Source organism: Corynebacterium sp. HMSC035E02, assembly GCF_001836065.1.
Lineage (GTDB): Bacteria > Actinomycetota > Actinomycetes > Mycobacteriales > Mycobacteriaceae > Corynebacterium > Corynebacterium hiratae.
In genome coordinates, this window is the sequence record NZ_KV827350.1 from 105,126 (window position 1) to 118,966 (window position 13,841).

Sequence of the window (13,841 nt, forward strand, 5' to 3'; positions counted from 1 at the left end):
GAGGTGCACCTTTAAGGATGCACCGCTGCCGGTTCGGCGGCGGGTTCCATGGGTTTCTCGCCCGGCTTAACGGCGGTGGGGGTTTCTGCGGACGGTTCCTCTGCGGCGGGGACGTCATCCGTTGGGGCTGCCGGGGTGGGGGCCGCATTGGTTCGGTGCGCCTCGGACTCGCGCGCCAGCTCCTCTAGCGCCTCGTTGCCGTGCTGAGCAGACTCGTCCCACTGCTTTTGCTCGGCTTCGGTCGGCTCACGGTGTTCCGTAACGGAGTCAGGCTCGGCCTCAGGCTTCGGGGCTTCTTGGGCGAGCCCGGCCGGCTGCGGGATGAAGGAATCAGAAGCCTTAGGGGAGTCCTCGCCCTGCGGGGATATAGGGGCCTCGGTGGGTTGCTGCTCGGTCAACTGGGGGTTGTGCTCGCGTTCCCCGCGGGATTCCTGTGGGCCCGAATCCTGCGGTGCGGCAGTCTGCGGCTCCAGGGTGGCCGGCGGCGGCGTTGGCTCGGTGTGCTGCGGGGTAGAGCCAGGTGCCACGGATTCGGAGGCCGTGGACGGGTCAGTCGAGGGAGCCGTCGCTGGGGTGGTAGCAACCGGTGCCGGCGGGTTCTGCGGGTTCTGTGCGTTCTGTGTCGCCTGCGGTTGCTGGTTCTGCAGCGAGGAGACGTTATCCGGGCGGTAGACGGCCGTGGGGCCAGCGGGCTCCGTGTTGTTGACAACGGCGTTCGGCGCTAAGTACGGATCCTCTGCCGGCGCAGCAACCGGCGTGTGCGAGTCCTTCGACTGGGTGGTCGTCGGAGAAGCCGTGGTGGTGTAGGAGTGCGTCGCTGATGAGGACGTGGTGGCTGTGCTGGACACCGCGGTGGCGGCCGAGGGCTTAGCCACGACGGATTCGGGTGCGCTCATGCGCCACACCGCGACGCCCACGGCGACGGCACACAGGAGGCCGGCCGCCACGAAGGCGAGGATGCGGCGTGGACTGCTCGTCATGCGGGGCGCTCTCCTAACTGCACAAAGGTCACAAGTCGGTAACAACGATAGCACGAATATAGGGATAGTAAATGGCCTGGGCAATAACCCCTGTTCATACCTCTTTCCACAATGCAGGCAGGTCGGTATTACAGGGAACTGTGGCGCAGCTGTAATAAAACGGGCTCATTGGCCGAAGCCTTGCATAAGGGCGCCTAAAGAATGGTAGAAATTGGATTAGATAGCGGCTTGGCGGTGGGCGCGCCCCACGACGCCACACTGACCCACCGTGGACACAAGAAAATAGACCCCAACATAAACCCCTATTCGCGTAAAGATGAAGGAGAAACAATGAGCTCATGGGATGAGGACATCTTCGCCGACGAAGTCAACGTCGACTTCTTGGATGAACTGGCAGACCTTGAGGACGAAGAGATCGTTGCCGCGGTCGATGATGCCTGCGCCCTGGCGGTCTCCGGTGAGGATCAGACCGAGGACGAGCAACGCAACGCGCTGGCGGCGGCCACGATCGCCGCGATTTGGGCGGGCGCCCCGTTCAGCGCCGGGGAGGTGGTTGAGGACTACCCATTCATTCGTGATCTGGCCGGTTCCGGGAGCGAGAACCTCAACGAGCACGCCCTCGAGCTGCTCGAAGGCGTCGAGGAGGACTACGACCTCGAGCCCTTCATCGAGGCGCTTTCCTAGTACGCCAGCATGCTGATCAGTATTGAAGGAATCGATGGTGCGGGAAAGAACACCATCACCCAGCGTCTGCGGGAAGAGCTCGACTGCGAGGTCTCGGTCTTAAGCTTCCCGCGCTACGAAGACTCCGTGCACGCGCAGCTCGCGCAGGAAGCGCTCTACGGGCGCATGGGAGATCTCACCGATTCGGCCTACGGGATGGCCACGCTCTTTGCCCTAGATCGGTGGGGTGCTAAGGAACAGCTGCTCGCTGCCGCCGAATCCGCAGACTCCTTGCTCATCCTGGATCGCTACGTGGCGTCGAACGCGGCCTACTCCGCCGCAAGGGTGGGCGGGGAGCTCATCGTTGACTGGGTCTACGAGCTCGAATTCGAGCGTTTTGGCCTTCCCGTTCCACAGTTGCAGATCTTCTTGGACACTGACGTCGAAGTCGCCGGCCAGCGCGCCGTAGCCCGGGCGGCGGAGGATGAGGGGCGCCATCGCGATCGCTATGAGCGGGATGCGGGGCTGCAGGCCCGCACGGCCGCTGCTTACCGTCGTCTAGCGCAGCAGCAGTGGGCTGGGCAGTGGATCGCCACCGCGGATGCCGATATGATTATCCAAGCTGTCAAGGAGCTTGTAGGAGAACAATAACGTGGCACCGAAAATCTTGGTCGTGGATGATGACCCGGCAATCGCCGAAATGCTCACCATCGTGCTCGAGGCAGAGGGGCTGGAACCTATTGCCGTCAACGATGGTAACGAGGCCATCCCGGCCTTCCGCGAGCACGACCCAGATCTGATCCTGTTGGATCTCATGCTTCCGGGCATGAACGGCGTCGATATTTGCCGTGCCATCCGCACCGAGTCTTCTGTGCCCATCGTCATGCTCACCGCGAAGACGGACACCGTTGATGTGGTTCTCGGCCTCGAATCGGGGGCGGATGACTACATCACCAAGCCCTTCAAGCCCAAGGAACTCATCGCCCGCATCCGTGCGCGCCTGCGTCGGATCGACGGGGGCTCCGGAGAGATCATCGAGGTAGGGGACCTGCTGATCGACGTTCCTGAGCACACCGTCACCCGCAAGGGCGGCGAGGAAATCTCGTTGACCCCGCTGGAGTTCGACCTCCTTTTGGAAATGGCCCGCAAGCCCGGGCAGGTCCACACCCGTGAGGCGTTGCTCGAATCCGTTTGGGGTTACCGCCATGCCTCGGATACTCGCCTCGTCAACGTGCACGTTCAGCGCTTGCGCGCCAAGATTGAGCACGATCCGGAGGATCCACACATCGTCCTCACCGTGCGCGGTGTGGGGTACAAGACTGGAAAAACCGCCGAGTAAAGGACTGCCGCTATTTTTGGTTGGTTAGCGCGAGCCCGGGATGGCATCGTCGAGCGCTGGCGTACGTCCCTGCAGACACGCGTGCTGGGCATGATGCTGGTGGCCTCCACGGTGGTCATGATCATCCTGGCCTACGCCCTGGTGTCGGTGCTCACGCAGCAGCTGGTGAGCCAGAAAGAGGACACCGCGCTGCAAGAGCTCGACCGCGCCCGCGTAGCCGTGGAGCAACAGATTGACGCGACAGGAACGGCTAACTCAACGCAGGTACGCATCAACTCCGCACGCGCTGCACTGGGGCAGATGTCGGCACAGCAACCCGATGCCCAGGCCGTGTACGAGCCGGTCATCCTTGTGGAGAACTCCGACGGCACAGCCACCACCTCACCGGAGGGTTACCGCATCCCCGATGGCATGCGGGAGCTCGTCGGTCAGGGCCAAGTCGTGCAGCAGTACGCCACGGTGGACCAGCAATCGGGGGCTACCTACAACGCACTGATGGTGGGCACGCCCATTGAAAGCGACATCCCGAATACCCAGGTCTACCTCGTGTTGTCCATGGAATCTGAGGAATCCACGATGGCGCTCATGCGTGGTTTGCTCTCCGCTGCTGGAGTGGTCGTCGTGGTTCTCCTCGTGGGCATCGCGTGGCTGGCTACCCAGCAGGTGATCGTGCCGATTCGCTCTGCCTCGCGTATCGCGCAGCGCTTTGCCGCCGGTCACCTGCGTGAGCGCATGGTGGTCAACTCGGATGATGAGATGGGCCGCCTTGCCTCCTCCTTCAACGACATGGCGGATAAGCTCTCCAAGCAAATCGCCCAGCTGGAAGAGTATGGCGATCTCCAACGGCAGTTCACCTCCGACGTGTCGCACGAGTTGCGCACGCCGCTAACCACGGTGCGCATGGCGGCGGATGTCATCGCGGAGGACGCGGATGAGTTCAACCCTTATACCAAGCGCTCGGCGGAGCTGCTTATCAAGGAGCTGGATCGCTTCGAGGACTTGCTGGCGGATCTGCTGGAGATCTCTCGCCACGATGCGGGCGTGGCGGATCTGTCCACGGCCTCCATCGATATTCGCTCCTGCGTAGACTCCGCGTTGAGTCAGGTAGAACACCTCGCCGCCGAGCTCGACGTGGACGTCATCGTTCATATTCCGGAGGAACCCGTGGCCGTCGAATGCGATTCACGGCGTGTCGAGCGCATCCTGCGCAACCTGCTCGCGAATGCCATCGACCATTCTGAGGGAAACCCCGTCACCGTGGATATCGGGGCGACGGAGGACGCCGTCGGTATCGCAGTCACCGACTCCGGTGTTGGCCTCAAGGAGGGCCAGGAGGAGTTGGTGTTCAACCGATTCTGGCGTGCGGACTCTTCCCGTAAACGCCATTCTGGCGGAACCGGTCTGGGCCTTGCCATCGCCCGCGAGGATGCGGTGCTGCACGGCGGTACGTTGGACGCTATTGGCTACTTTGGCGTGGGCTCGCGCTTCCGCCTTATCCTGCCCCGCACACCAGACCAGAAGGTAGAGTCCGAGCCCATCGCTTTGGAGGTCCCAGGTGCACCGGGGCAGGTCGAGGCAGAAGAACAATCCGCGCTCGAGTTGACCTCGGAGCCGGACATGCCCGTGTTGAAAGGTGATTCGGACACAGGAATCGTGTGGCCTTCAGAGCGCGAATCCCGTGGCGTGGACACGCCTTTCAATCACAACACCGTTCCTGATTTCGAGGAGGAGGCCCAGCGATGATGCCGGCCCGCCGCCCACTCGCAGTTTTCAGCTGCGTTGCGCTCATAGCCCTCGTCGGGTGCTCGACCTTGCCGAACAACACGGATCCGCAAGTGATCGGGACTTTCGAACCGCATGACCGGGCAGACGATGCTGTCGTCGAACCGCGTACAGATAGCGAGCCTGATCTCCTCGTGCGTGACTTCTATTCGGCGGTGGCGATTCCCACCGGTAACTACGCCGCCGCCCGCACCTTCCTTTCGACGAATATAGCTAATTCCTGGGACCCCACGGATACCGTTCTGGTGGTGGATTCCATCGATCTCGTGACGTCCAATATGGAAGACGGCGACCTGGAATACTCGGTCCGCGGCAATATTATTGGCCGTTTGGCCAATGGCGGGGCTTATGTCCCCGATAATTCGCGCATCGAAGCAACCGTCCGACTGCGCCAGTTCAATGGGCAATGGCGCATCACGGATTTGCCCACTGGTGCTGTGATTGAGCGCACCGAACTGCGCAACCGCTACCGGCCGCAGTCGCTGTACTTTTTCGATACAACCCAACGCCTGCTGGTGGCGGACCGTCGTTGGCTCTATTCGGGGAAGGAGTCAATCGCCTCGGAGCTAGTGACCCTGCTGCTGCAGGGGCCGTCCTCCGATATCGCGCCGGCGACGTCCACCTTAAGCCCCAAGGACGCTACCTTCTTGGGAATCAACGATGGCGTCTACGAGTTCAGCGGGATGGCAGGAATGACCCAGGAGGAGCGCCTCAAGTTCGCCGCCCAGTTGGTCTGGACCCTCAACAACGCAGAGATCACGAAATCAGTGCGCGCCACCATCGATGGCAGCCCGCTTGTCGACGGCATGGAGGAAATGACCATCGATGACTTTGCTGAGTTCAACCCAGAGGTGGCTGCCCAGTCCGTGCCTAAGCTCTACGCGGTCAATGACGGCTCACTCCTCGAGGTTAAAGGTGAAGGCAGCACCGAGGTGCAGGGAATGGCCGGGCAGATTCACGATATCCAGTCCGCGGACGTCTCCGATGAGGGCATGGTCGCCGCGGTACGCAAGCGCTCTGAGAAGGAGTCACAGCTGGCGATGGGCGAGCTCGGCCACGAGCTCAAGGATTCGGTCAAGGGTGAAACTTTAGCCCGCCCCACCTTCGAGGTGGGAGGACAGGTGGCGTGGACCGTCGTCGACGGCAAGCACGTGGTCCGCGTGACACGCTCGCCGGCCACCGGCGAGCTGAGCACCGCGGAGGTGGACACCTCCGCATTAGAGAACGTGGAAGGCGAAATCTCCGTCATCCGGCTGTCCCTGACGGGAGCGCGTATCGCCATGATTATCGATGGCAGCATTTATACCGGTGTGGTTGCCCGCGCGACGTCGGGTGAGCGGCGCATCGTCAACGTTCACCAGGTGGGCCCAGAGCTGGCCGGCTCTGCTTTGTCGGTGGAGTGGCAGACAGACGGCTCCCTGCTCGTGGGTACCTCGGCGTCGAGCTCTCCGGTGTGGCGCATCGAGCAAGACGGATCTTCGGCCACCACACTGCCCACCGGAAATATCACCGCACCCGTGGTCGCGGTGGCCTCTTCGCCGTCGACGCTCTACGTCACCGATGCGCATGCACTTCTGCAGCTGCCCACGGGCGGATCCGAGCGTTCTTATTGGCGCGAGGTGGAGGGCCTGCAGGGAGTGCGTTCCTCTCCGATTATCGCGCGCTAGAGGACAGCTCAGGAGTCAGGCTAGAGTTGGGTGCATGCCGAAACATCGGGGGATAGGTGAGGCCACCGCCGCGCTCATGGAGCTGTTCCTGCCGCGCCCGTGCGCCGGGTGCGGGGGTGAGACCTCTGCGGGTGGCGTGCTGTGCGCTGCTTGCCAGCACCACCTGCGCCAGATTCCGCGCCGCGTGGAACGTCCGCAGCCATTAGGGTTTCCGGCGTGGGCGCTCGGACCGTATTCCGATACTCGCCGCGGGGTCATCATCGCGATGAAGGAACGCGGGCACCAGGCGGTGCGCGCGCACTTAGGCGCGGTGCTTGCCGCTGGCATCGACTACCTGCGCGCCCGCGGCGACATTCCGGAGACCGCGCTGTTGGTGCCCGCCCCGACACGGGCGTCGTCGGCCCGCAAGCGTGGTGGTGATCCGGTGACCGCGCTGTGCCAGGCGGCGACTGCTCGGCTTCCTGGTTGGGACGTGGTTAATGCCTTGATGACGGCCGAAGGCAGTGCGGATCAGTCGCAGCTCAACGCAGCGGAGCGCACAGACAATATGCGCAGTGCCGTGCGGTTGCTGCCGGCCGCCCGTACGTTGGCGGGGCGCAGCGTGCTGCTTGTCGACGACGTCATCACGACCGGCGCGACACTCCGCGCCAGCGCAGCTCGCGTGTGGGCCGTCGGGGGTGACGTGGCGGGGGCGATTGCCCTGGCAGACGCGTAGGGTGGAGCGACATCAAGCGTCTGTAGAGGGGGCCAGTAAACCCGTTGGTTATGACCAGTGGTAGCATGAGGGGTGTCACAGGGAAGCGGACACTAAGCCCCGAATCACAGGCTTGAATGAGGTCCGCAGAATGTGCAGTCATTCAGTCCCCACGAGTAAAGGGAGGCATTACATGTCCCAGCAGACCAACGCTCAGGTCACCATCACCGGTCGTAACGTGGAGGTTCCGGAGCACTTCCAGGAACGTGTCACTGAAAAGCTAGCCAAGATCGAGCGCCTCGATCCGACCCTGACCTTCTTCCACGTGGAGCTGCAGCACGAGCCGAACCCGCGCCGCGAGTCTGAGGCAGAGCGCCTGCAGATTACCGCTACCGGCAAGGGGCACATCGCCCGCGCTGAGGCTAAGGAAGATTCGTTCTACGCGGCACTCGAGACCGCTCTGGGCAAGATGGAGCGCTCCCTGCGCAAGGTAAAGGTGCGCCGCGAGAACGTGAAGTCCGGCCACCGCGCTCAGAAGGGTACCGGTCAGATTGCTGCCGAGCTGGTCGCCGAGGCTGAAGCGGCTAAGCCGGGTAAGGAAGAACGCTACATCGATCCGTACGCAGAGACGGTCGAGGACGTTCGCCCGGGCCAGGTTGTGCGCTTCAAGGAGCACCCGGCTACCCCGATGTCCGTGGATGATGCACTCAGCGAGATGGAGCTGGTCGGCCACGACTTCTACCTCTTCATCAACGAGGAGAACAACAAGCCGTCCGTGGTCTACCGCCGCCACGCCTTCGACTACGGCCTTATCTCCCTGACGGACGCTTAAGGGCTAAGCGTCCTAAGGGCTAAGTATTAAGCCCTTCGGGAAAACTATCCCGGCTACAACACGTTTCCCCGCGCTGAACATGCAGCGCGGGGAAACGTGTTTTCGTTTATCGCGACGCAGCTATATTCCGAATTGGCTGGACAGGTGCACTTCGGCCTCAGCTAGCTTTTGCAGTGGCAGCATGAGCAAGGCCACTGGGGCGAACAGAATCAGATCCAGTCCGAAGTCTTCGGTGGGATGCGACCCTGGGCGGTGGGAAGTGGCGATGGCATCCATGGTTCCGGTCATGATCGCGTCATAGGTCCACATGGCGCTACCACCGCGCGGTGCTTCAGAATCATCAGCCACGGCGGCGGGGGCGGTTATGGTGCTCAAAGCTAAAGCTGCGGAGGTAGCGGTAGCTACGGCAATCTTGGAGAACTGCATAGTCATTCCTGTTCTGTCTCGTTCTGCGTCCGGGTGAGTAGGGGACTGCGTGTTGGGGACGTGGGCGCTCTTGTTGTGCCCTTATCTAAACCTTCGTTGTGAGGTGCGCAACTGTTAGCAGTTGGTTGTTAGGAGTTCGTTGCGGCGCCGCGCTCTGTGGTTCTGAGAAAACACAGGATGGGCGCACGAGTGGGCGCGGGTTAAGTATCGGATTTTGCGTTTTGGGTTGGGTGGCGAATCGATACGGAAAAGCTAGTGAGTACAATGGCGACGAGTTAACTTTATTGTCGCGACCAGAAGGACTATCTAGACGTGTTTGGACTTTCCAAGCTGCTCCGTGCCGGTGAGGGACGCACCGTCAAGCGCCTGGCTAAAATTGCTGATGATGTTATTGCCCTAGAAGATAAATTCGCGGCGCTGTCGGACGACGAGCTTAAGGCTAAGACAGACGAGTTTAAGAAGCGTCTGGCGGATGGCGAAAAGATGAATGACATGCTTCTCGAAGCATTCGCCACCGTGCGTGAAGCCGCCTGGCGCGTGCTCGACCAGAAGCACTACAAGGTGCAGATCATGGGCGGTGCTGCCCTGCACTTTGGCAACGTTGCCGAGATGCGCACTGGTGAGGGTAAGACCCTGACCTCACTGCTGCCGGCCTACCTCAACGCCCTCGAAGGCAAAGGCGTCCACATCGTGACCGTCAACGACTACCTGGCTAAGCGTGACGCCGAGATGATGGGCCGTGTTCACCGCTGGCTGGGACTGTCCGTCGGTGTCATCCTCTCCGAGATGCGCCCTGCAGAGCGCAAGGAAGCCTATGCCTGCGACGTTACGTATGGCACGAACAACGAGCTGGGCTTTGACTACCTGCGCGACAACATGGTCCGCTCACTCGATGAAACTGTCCAGCGCGGCCACAACTACTGCATCGTGGATGAGGTTGACTCCATTCTGATCGATGAGGCGCGTACCCCGCTCATCATTTCCGGCCCGGTCGATGGGTCCTCTCAATTCTACGGAGTCTTTTCCAAGCTGGCCCCGAAGATGCGCGAGGGCATCCACTACGAGGTGGACCACAAGAAGCGCACCATTGGTGTGCTTGAGGACGGCGTGGAATTCGTCGAAGACCAGTTGGGCATTGAAAACCTCTACGCACCTGAGCACTCCCAGCTGGTGTCCTACCTCAATAACGCGCTGAAGGCGAAGGAGCTCTTCACCCGCGATAAGGACTACATCGTGCGCAACGGCGAGGTCCTCATCGTGGATGGATTCACCGGCCGCGTGCTGGCTGGTCGCCGTTACAACGAGGGTATGCACCAGGCCATTGAGGCGAAGGAAGAGGTGGAGATCAAGAACGAGAACCAGACGCTGGCGACCGTTACCCTCCAGAACTACTTCCGCCTTTACGATAAGATTTCCGGCATGACCGGTACCGCAGAAACTGAGGCGGCCGAGCTGCACTCCATTTACGGTCTCGACGTGGTGCCAATTCCGACCAACAAGCCGAACCAGCGTACCGACCACTCCGACCGCATCTACAAGACCCAGGAAGCGAAGTTCGCTGCGGTGGTCGATGACATCGAGGAGCACGTGGCTGCCGGTCAGCCGGTGCTCGTTGGTACCACCTCCGTGGAACGCTCCGAGTACCTCTCGCAGCTGCTGAGCAAGCGCGGCGTCAAGCACTCGGTGCTCAACGCCAAGCACCACGAGGAAGAGGGCCAGATCGTCGCCCGTGCTGGCCGCCCTGGCACCGTCACCGTGGCCACCAACATGGCCGGCCGTGGTACCGATATCGTGCTCGGAGGCAACCCCGAGGTCATCCTGGATGAGAAGCTGCGGGACCGCGGCCTCGATCCCTTCGAGGACGAGGAGAAGTACCAGGAAGCCTGGGACGCTGAGATCGAGCAGGAGAGGGAACGCTCCAAGAAGATGGGCGATGAGGTCCGTGAGGCCGGCGGCCTGTACGTGCTGGGCACCGAGCGCCACGAGTCGCGCCGTATTGATAACCAGCTGCGTGGCCGTTCCGGACGTCAGGGTGACCCGGGAGAGACCCGCTTCTACCTGTCCATGCGCGATGAGCTCATGGTGCGCTTCGTGGGCCAGTCCATGGAGAACATGATGAACCGCCTCAACGTGCCGGATGACGTGCCGATTGAGGCCAAGATGGTGTCGAACTCTATCAAGGGTGCGCAGGCACAGGTGGAGAACCAGAACTTCGAGATGCGTAAGAACGTGCTCAAGTACGACGAGGTTCTTAACGAGCAGCGCAAGGTGGTGTACGCCACCCGCCACGACATCCTTGAGGCCAACGACATCAAGGACAACATCCGGACGATGATCAACGACACCGTGTCCGCCTACGTGGCAGGGGCTACTGCTACCGGTTACGTGGAGGACTGGAATCTCGATGAGCTGTGGAATGCGCTGGAGTCCCTGTACGGGCCGACCATGACGCATGAGGAGCTCGTTGACGGCACCGAATACGGCGCCGCCGGCGAACTATCTGCGGAGCAGCTGCGGGATGCCCTCCTGGCTGATGCCAACTCCGAGTACGACAAGCTCGAAGATGCTGTGACTGCCATCGGCGGTGAGAACCAGATGCGCAATACCGAACGCATGATCATTCTGCCGATCATCGACCAGAAGTGGCGCGAGCACCTTTATGAAATGGATTACCTCAAGGAAGGTATTGGCCTGCGTGCTATGGCGCAGCGCGATCCCCTGGTGGAATACCAGAAGGAGGGCGGCGACATGTTTAACGCCATGAACGACGCAGTGAAGGAAGAAACCGTCCGCCAGCTGTTCATGTTACGCAAGCAGTTCAAGGCCCAGGAAGAGGCGAGTGCAGCGGGTGAAGCAAACGCGGAAGCGGAAGCTTAATCTGACGCGGCTTGAAACTGCGTTGACGCGCTGGCGCTAGAAAGCGCGGAAAGTGATGAGGCGCCGTGTGGGAAGAACTCCCCACGGCGCCTTTTTATTGGAAGCAGTTAGGTATATACTGTCAAATTATTAATTGTTCTGCTTCGGAAGGTTGAGTTAGTATGCGCCGCTTGTCTCTGCGAGTAGGTCTCTCCGTGTTCGCATCTGCCACCCTGTTGGGCGGCGGCGCAGCTGCGTCAGCTATCGAGCTTGCTCCCGAGGAGCAGTGCCAGCTCTCTTCCGTCTTGAGCTCGCAGGACGATGAGTCCTCCAAGGACGCCGTGCTCAGCTCCCAGGACACCGTGGCCACTCAGTGCGGCGCTGCGTCTGCTCCGGAAACCTCCGAGGAAGCTGCAAAGAACCTGCCTGTGGTCGGAGCCACCATGTTTGGCGGTATCAGCTTGGCTCTGGTGAGTGCGTCCGCGGCGTTCGCCGGCATCGATTGGACGCCCATCTTGATCAAGCTCGGTTCGCTTTTTTAATCTCCCGCAGTTTCCAGCCAAGGTTGTCCCTTGGCTTCTTGTTTAGCCTCCCGTAGCCTGCCGGTCGCCTCCAGCGATACTGGGGCTGGGGCCGACTGAGAGTAACCGGAAGGAACGTATGTGCCGCCCGGCTGCGGAGCCGGTGAAAGCACGCTGGTGCGAACCTATCAGCACTGAACCGAAGAACTCGCCGTTTGCGCGCGCATGCAAGCTGGTGAGCGCCATGCCCCCGCGGAGCTCTGCCGCTGCATGGGCCTTCCGCCACGCGCGTACATGGGTGATGATTTCTGGGGCAAAGCGCGGGTTGTTGAGATGGCTCATTGGCCGCAAAGCGGCGGCAACTTCTAAAACAATGACGACGAGCCCGTGGATCTCGTCACGCGTGGCGAGGTCACCAGCGGTAGGCTCGCGCTCATAGCGGATACGCTGTGGAGCAACATAGAGCTGCAGATGGCTCATGCCGGGGATGGGGGTATACATGCGGAAACCGGTCCTTATCCGCGATAAGCAGCGCGGAGAAAGGCGCTCAGGCAGGCGAAGGCGAGCGGAGGGAAGGAAGCTGGACGCACGTTCATTGTGCCATGCTGGAGCCATCCGCGGCTAGAAGGCGCTGCGCCTTGGCCTTTGGGAGCAGGCGAGCGGTATGTTCGCTATACTTTCGGACGATAAACACAGCTCAATGCGAAGGGTAGATAATATGCGTGGACTCATCGTCGATTTTGTAGGCGTGCTTGACGGCACCGAAGAAGACGTCAAGCGCTGGCGGGAGCTGTTCGCCGCCGCGAAATCTAACGGAGTCGCCACCGCTATTCTCTCTAACGATCCGGGCGGCCCAGGCGCGGAGCATATTCGCGAGTGGGAATACCGGGGCATCGTTGATGCCGTCGTGCTTTCCGGTGAGGTCGGTGCGGAAAAGCCGGATTGTGCTGCCTTCCAGGCTGCAGCGGACGCTATCGACCTGCCGATTAATGACTGCGTCATGGTAGATGATTCCATCGTCAACGTCCGCGCCGCGGTGGAAAATGGCATGGTGGGCATGCTCTACACGGTCTTTGACCGCACCAGCGTGGAAGTCCAGGCAGTCTTCGACATTGAAGGTGAGTTCTAAGTGTCGAAGGATGTGCGCGTCTTCCTGCCAGCTACTTTTGCCATGCTGACAGAGCTGGAAGAAACCGGCCAGCTTGCTGCCCGCAGTGGTTGGGGATTTACAGTAACCCCGGCGCTGCGCGAGTTCTACACTGAGGGCGACGAAGAAGAGATCGAATACTCTGCCTTCCTCGAAGCTTCCATGGCCTCCCTGCGGCTCTTGGCCATCGGCGATGAGGAGAAGTTCCCGCACCGCCGAGTGGTGATCTCCGTCGATGTTGATGATTCAGTAGTGACCCCGAAGCCGGACATGGGTGAACCAGTCGTGGCGCTCAACCCGGCCACCATCACGAAGGACAACCTGCAAGCCATCCACGTGGACATCGAGGAATCCGAGGCTGCCACCGCCAAGGCTATCGCCGCCATCGACAATGCTGACCTCGGCGACGAAGACGCCGAGCTTGCCGTCGGTGATGCCCTGGATAACTTCATGGCCTTCTATGATCCCACTGAGCTGCCCATCCTCGTAGAACTGCTCTAGGATCACCAGCGTTAACAGCCCTAACGCGAGTGGTGGTGCTACTCTAAGCCCTTATTGGCATTGCTTGAGAAAAGGAGCACCATCATGAAGGCAACTCGCCTTGCTAGCCTTATCACCGCTGCAGCCCTGAGCGTCACAACCCTCGTTTCAGCACCAATTGCCGGGGCAGAGGAAGCAGTAGCGCCGGCAGCGCAGACAAATCAGACCGCGCAGGGGAGCTCTGCTCAGGAAGCGGCTCCCAGCGAACCTGACCCCAACAATCCGGACCCCAACATGGCCGTGATGCCTAAGACTCCGTGGCTGCGCATCGTTGAGGGCTCCTCGCAAGGACCGATGGGGGTTATCGTCGCCATTCTCTTCGGAATTATCAGCATCGGCTTCGCTGTGTACAAGGAGTTCGGTGATTACCTGCCCAAGTTGGGCTAAATGCTGA

Annotated in this window: 15 protein-coding genes; 12 read left to right on the forward strand and 3 right to left on the reverse strand. The window is 61.1% G+C overall.

What is annotated here, in order from left to right; all coding sequences use genetic code 11:
• Positions 1–11: 11 nt before the first annotated feature.
• On the reverse strand, positions 12–980 hold the full coding sequence (locus tag HMPREF2635_RS08400) for a DNA-directed RNA polymerase II (protein ID WP_070821587.1): 969 nt from the start codon (positions 978–980) through the stop codon (positions 12–14).
• A 330-nt stretch (positions 981–1,310) separates the two neighbouring features.
• Here HMPREF2635_RS08400 and HMPREF2635_RS08405 point away from each other — a divergent pair, with 330 nt between their 5' ends.
• The 7 genes from HMPREF2635_RS08405 (at position 1,311) to hpf (ending at position 7,957) form a co-directional block, all read left to right on the forward strand.
• Positions 1,311–1,664, forward strand: coding sequence for a DUF4259 domain-containing protein (locus tag HMPREF2635_RS08405; RefSeq protein ID WP_046647442.1), 354 nt, complete (start codon positions 1,311–1,313; stop codon positions 1,662–1,664).
• A 9-nt stretch (positions 1,665–1,673) separates the two neighbouring features.
• Positions 1,674–2,294: a dTMP kinase gene (locus HMPREF2635_RS08410; RefSeq protein ID WP_070512220.1), complete on the forward strand. Its 621-nt coding sequence runs from the start codon at positions 1,674–1,676 to the stop codon at positions 2,292–2,294.
• Between the two features lies 1 nt (position 2,295).
• Entirely contained in the window at positions 2,296–2,982 is a 687-nt protein-coding gene (gene mtrA / locus HMPREF2635_RS08415) for an MtrAB system response regulator MtrA (RefSeq protein WP_046647444.1), read from the forward strand.
• 69 nt (positions 2,983–3,051) lie between these two features.
• Positions 3,052–4,725: an MtrAB system histidine kinase MtrB gene (gene mtrB / locus HMPREF2635_RS08420; protein ID WP_304440002.1), complete on the forward strand. Its 1,674-nt coding sequence runs from the start codon at positions 3,052–3,054 to the stop codon at positions 4,723–4,725.
• A complete protein-coding gene (gene lpqB, locus HMPREF2635_RS08425) occupies positions 4,725–6,431 on the forward strand; it encodes an MtrAB system accessory lipoprotein LpqB (RefSeq protein ID WP_246824869.1) in 1,707 nt (568 codons plus the stop codon). Before mtrB ends, lpqB begins: the two co-directional genes overlap by 1 nt.
• A 34-nt stretch (positions 6,432–6,465) precedes the next feature.
• Complete coding sequence (locus HMPREF2635_RS13695) at positions 6,466–7,146, forward strand: ComF family protein (protein WP_070512214.1); 681 nt, start codon at positions 6,466–6,468, stop codon at positions 7,144–7,146.
• Positions 7,147–7,318: 172 nt separating this feature from the next.
• On the forward strand, positions 7,319–7,957 hold the full coding sequence (hpf, locus tag HMPREF2635_RS08435) for a ribosome hibernation-promoting factor, HPF/YfiA family (protein ID WP_046647448.1): 639 nt from the start codon (positions 7,319–7,321) through the stop codon (positions 7,955–7,957).
• A gap of 120 nt (positions 7,958–8,077) precedes the next feature.
• Here the strand turns inward: hpf and HMPREF2635_RS08440 are convergent, their stop codons facing one another.
• Entirely contained in the window at positions 8,078–8,389 is a 312-nt protein-coding gene (locus tag HMPREF2635_RS08440; protein ID WP_141761697.1) for a hypothetical protein, read from the reverse strand.
• A gap of 306 nt (positions 8,390–8,695) precedes the next feature.
• Between HMPREF2635_RS08440 and secA the strand changes: the two genes are divergently transcribed.
• A complete protein-coding gene (gene secA / locus HMPREF2635_RS08445; RefSeq protein ID WP_070512207.1) occupies positions 8,696–11,260 on the forward strand; it encodes a preprotein translocase subunit SecA in 2,565 nt (854 codons plus the stop codon).
• 161 nt (positions 11,261–11,421) lie between these two features.
• Positions 11,422–11,781, forward strand: coding sequence for a hypothetical protein (locus tag HMPREF2635_RS08450; protein ID WP_070512202.1), 360 nt, complete (start codon positions 11,422–11,424; stop codon positions 11,779–11,781).
• 42 nt (positions 11,782–11,823) lie between these two features.
• On the opposite strand, the gene HMPREF2635_RS08455 is transcribed toward HMPREF2635_RS08450, so the two are convergent.
• Positions 11,824–12,261, reverse strand: a complete 438-nt coding sequence (locus tag HMPREF2635_RS08455; protein WP_070512198.1) for a hypothetical protein — start codon at positions 12,259–12,261, stop codon at positions 11,824–11,826.
• 217 nt (positions 12,262–12,478) lie between these two features.
• Between HMPREF2635_RS08455 and HMPREF2635_RS08460 the strand changes: the two genes are divergently transcribed.
• The 3 genes from HMPREF2635_RS08460 to HMPREF2635_RS08470 all read left to right on the forward strand — a co-directional run bounded on the left by HMPREF2635_RS08460 (position 12,479) and on the right by HMPREF2635_RS08470 (position 13,834).
• Complete coding sequence (locus tag HMPREF2635_RS08460; RefSeq protein ID WP_070512193.1) at positions 12,479–12,889, forward strand: HAD-IA family hydrolase; 411 nt, start codon at positions 12,479–12,481, stop codon at positions 12,887–12,889.
• A gap of 12 nt (positions 12,890–12,901) precedes the next feature.
• On the forward strand, positions 12,902–13,408 hold the full coding sequence (locus tag HMPREF2635_RS08465; protein ID WP_185963766.1) for a DUF6912 family protein: 507 nt from the start codon (positions 12,902–12,904) through the stop codon (positions 13,406–13,408).
• 84 nt (positions 13,409–13,492) lie between these two features.
• A complete protein-coding gene (locus HMPREF2635_RS08470) occupies positions 13,493–13,834 on the forward strand; it encodes a hypothetical protein (protein WP_070512189.1) in 342 nt (113 codons plus the stop codon).
• Positions 13,835–13,841: the final 7 nt, after the last annotated feature.

What these genes read in the sequence shown, in the direction of transcription:
- lpqB (WP_246824869.1), top strand. Translation starts at nt 4,725, where the DNA reads ATGCCGGCCCGCCGCCCACTCGCAGTTTTCAGCTGCGTTGCGCTCATA.
- HMPREF2635_RS08460 (WP_070512193.1), top strand. Translation starts at nt 12,479, where the DNA reads ATGCGTGGACTCATCGTCGATTTTGTAGGCGTGCTTGACGGCACCGAA.
- HMPREF2635_RS08405 (WP_046647442.1), top strand. Translation starts at nt 1,311, where the DNA reads ATGAGCTCATGGGATGAGGACATCTTCGCCGACGAAGTCAACGTCGAC.
- HMPREF2635_RS08440 (WP_141761697.1), bottom strand. Translation starts at nt 8,389, where the DNA reads ATGACTATGCAGTTCTCCAAGATTGCCGTAGCTACCGCTACCTCCGCA.
- HMPREF2635_RS08455 (WP_070512198.1), bottom strand. Translation starts at nt 12,261, where the DNA reads ATGTATACCCCCATCCCCGGCATGAGCCATCTGCAGCTCTATGTTGCT.
- HMPREF2635_RS08410 (WP_070512220.1), top strand. Translation starts at nt 1,674, where the DNA reads ATGCTGATCAGTATTGAAGGAATCGATGGTGCGGGAAAGAACACCATC.
- HMPREF2635_RS08400 (WP_070821587.1), bottom strand. Translation starts at nt 980, where the DNA reads ATGACGAGCAGTCCACGCCGCATCCTCGCCTTCGTGGCGGCCGGCCTC.
- HMPREF2635_RS08450 (WP_070512202.1), top strand. Translation starts at nt 11,422, where the DNA reads ATGCGCCGCTTGTCTCTGCGAGTAGGTCTCTCCGTGTTCGCATCTGCC.
- hpf (WP_046647448.1), top strand. Translation starts at nt 7,319, where the DNA reads ATGTCCCAGCAGACCAACGCTCAGGTCACCATCACCGGTCGTAACGTG.
- HMPREF2635_RS08470 (WP_070512189.1), top strand. Translation starts at nt 13,493, where the DNA reads ATGAAGGCAACTCGCCTTGCTAGCCTTATCACCGCTGCAGCCCTGAGC.
- HMPREF2635_RS13695 (WP_070512214.1), top strand. Translation starts at nt 6,466, where the DNA reads ATGCCGAAACATCGGGGGATAGGTGAGGCCACCGCCGCGCTCATGGAG.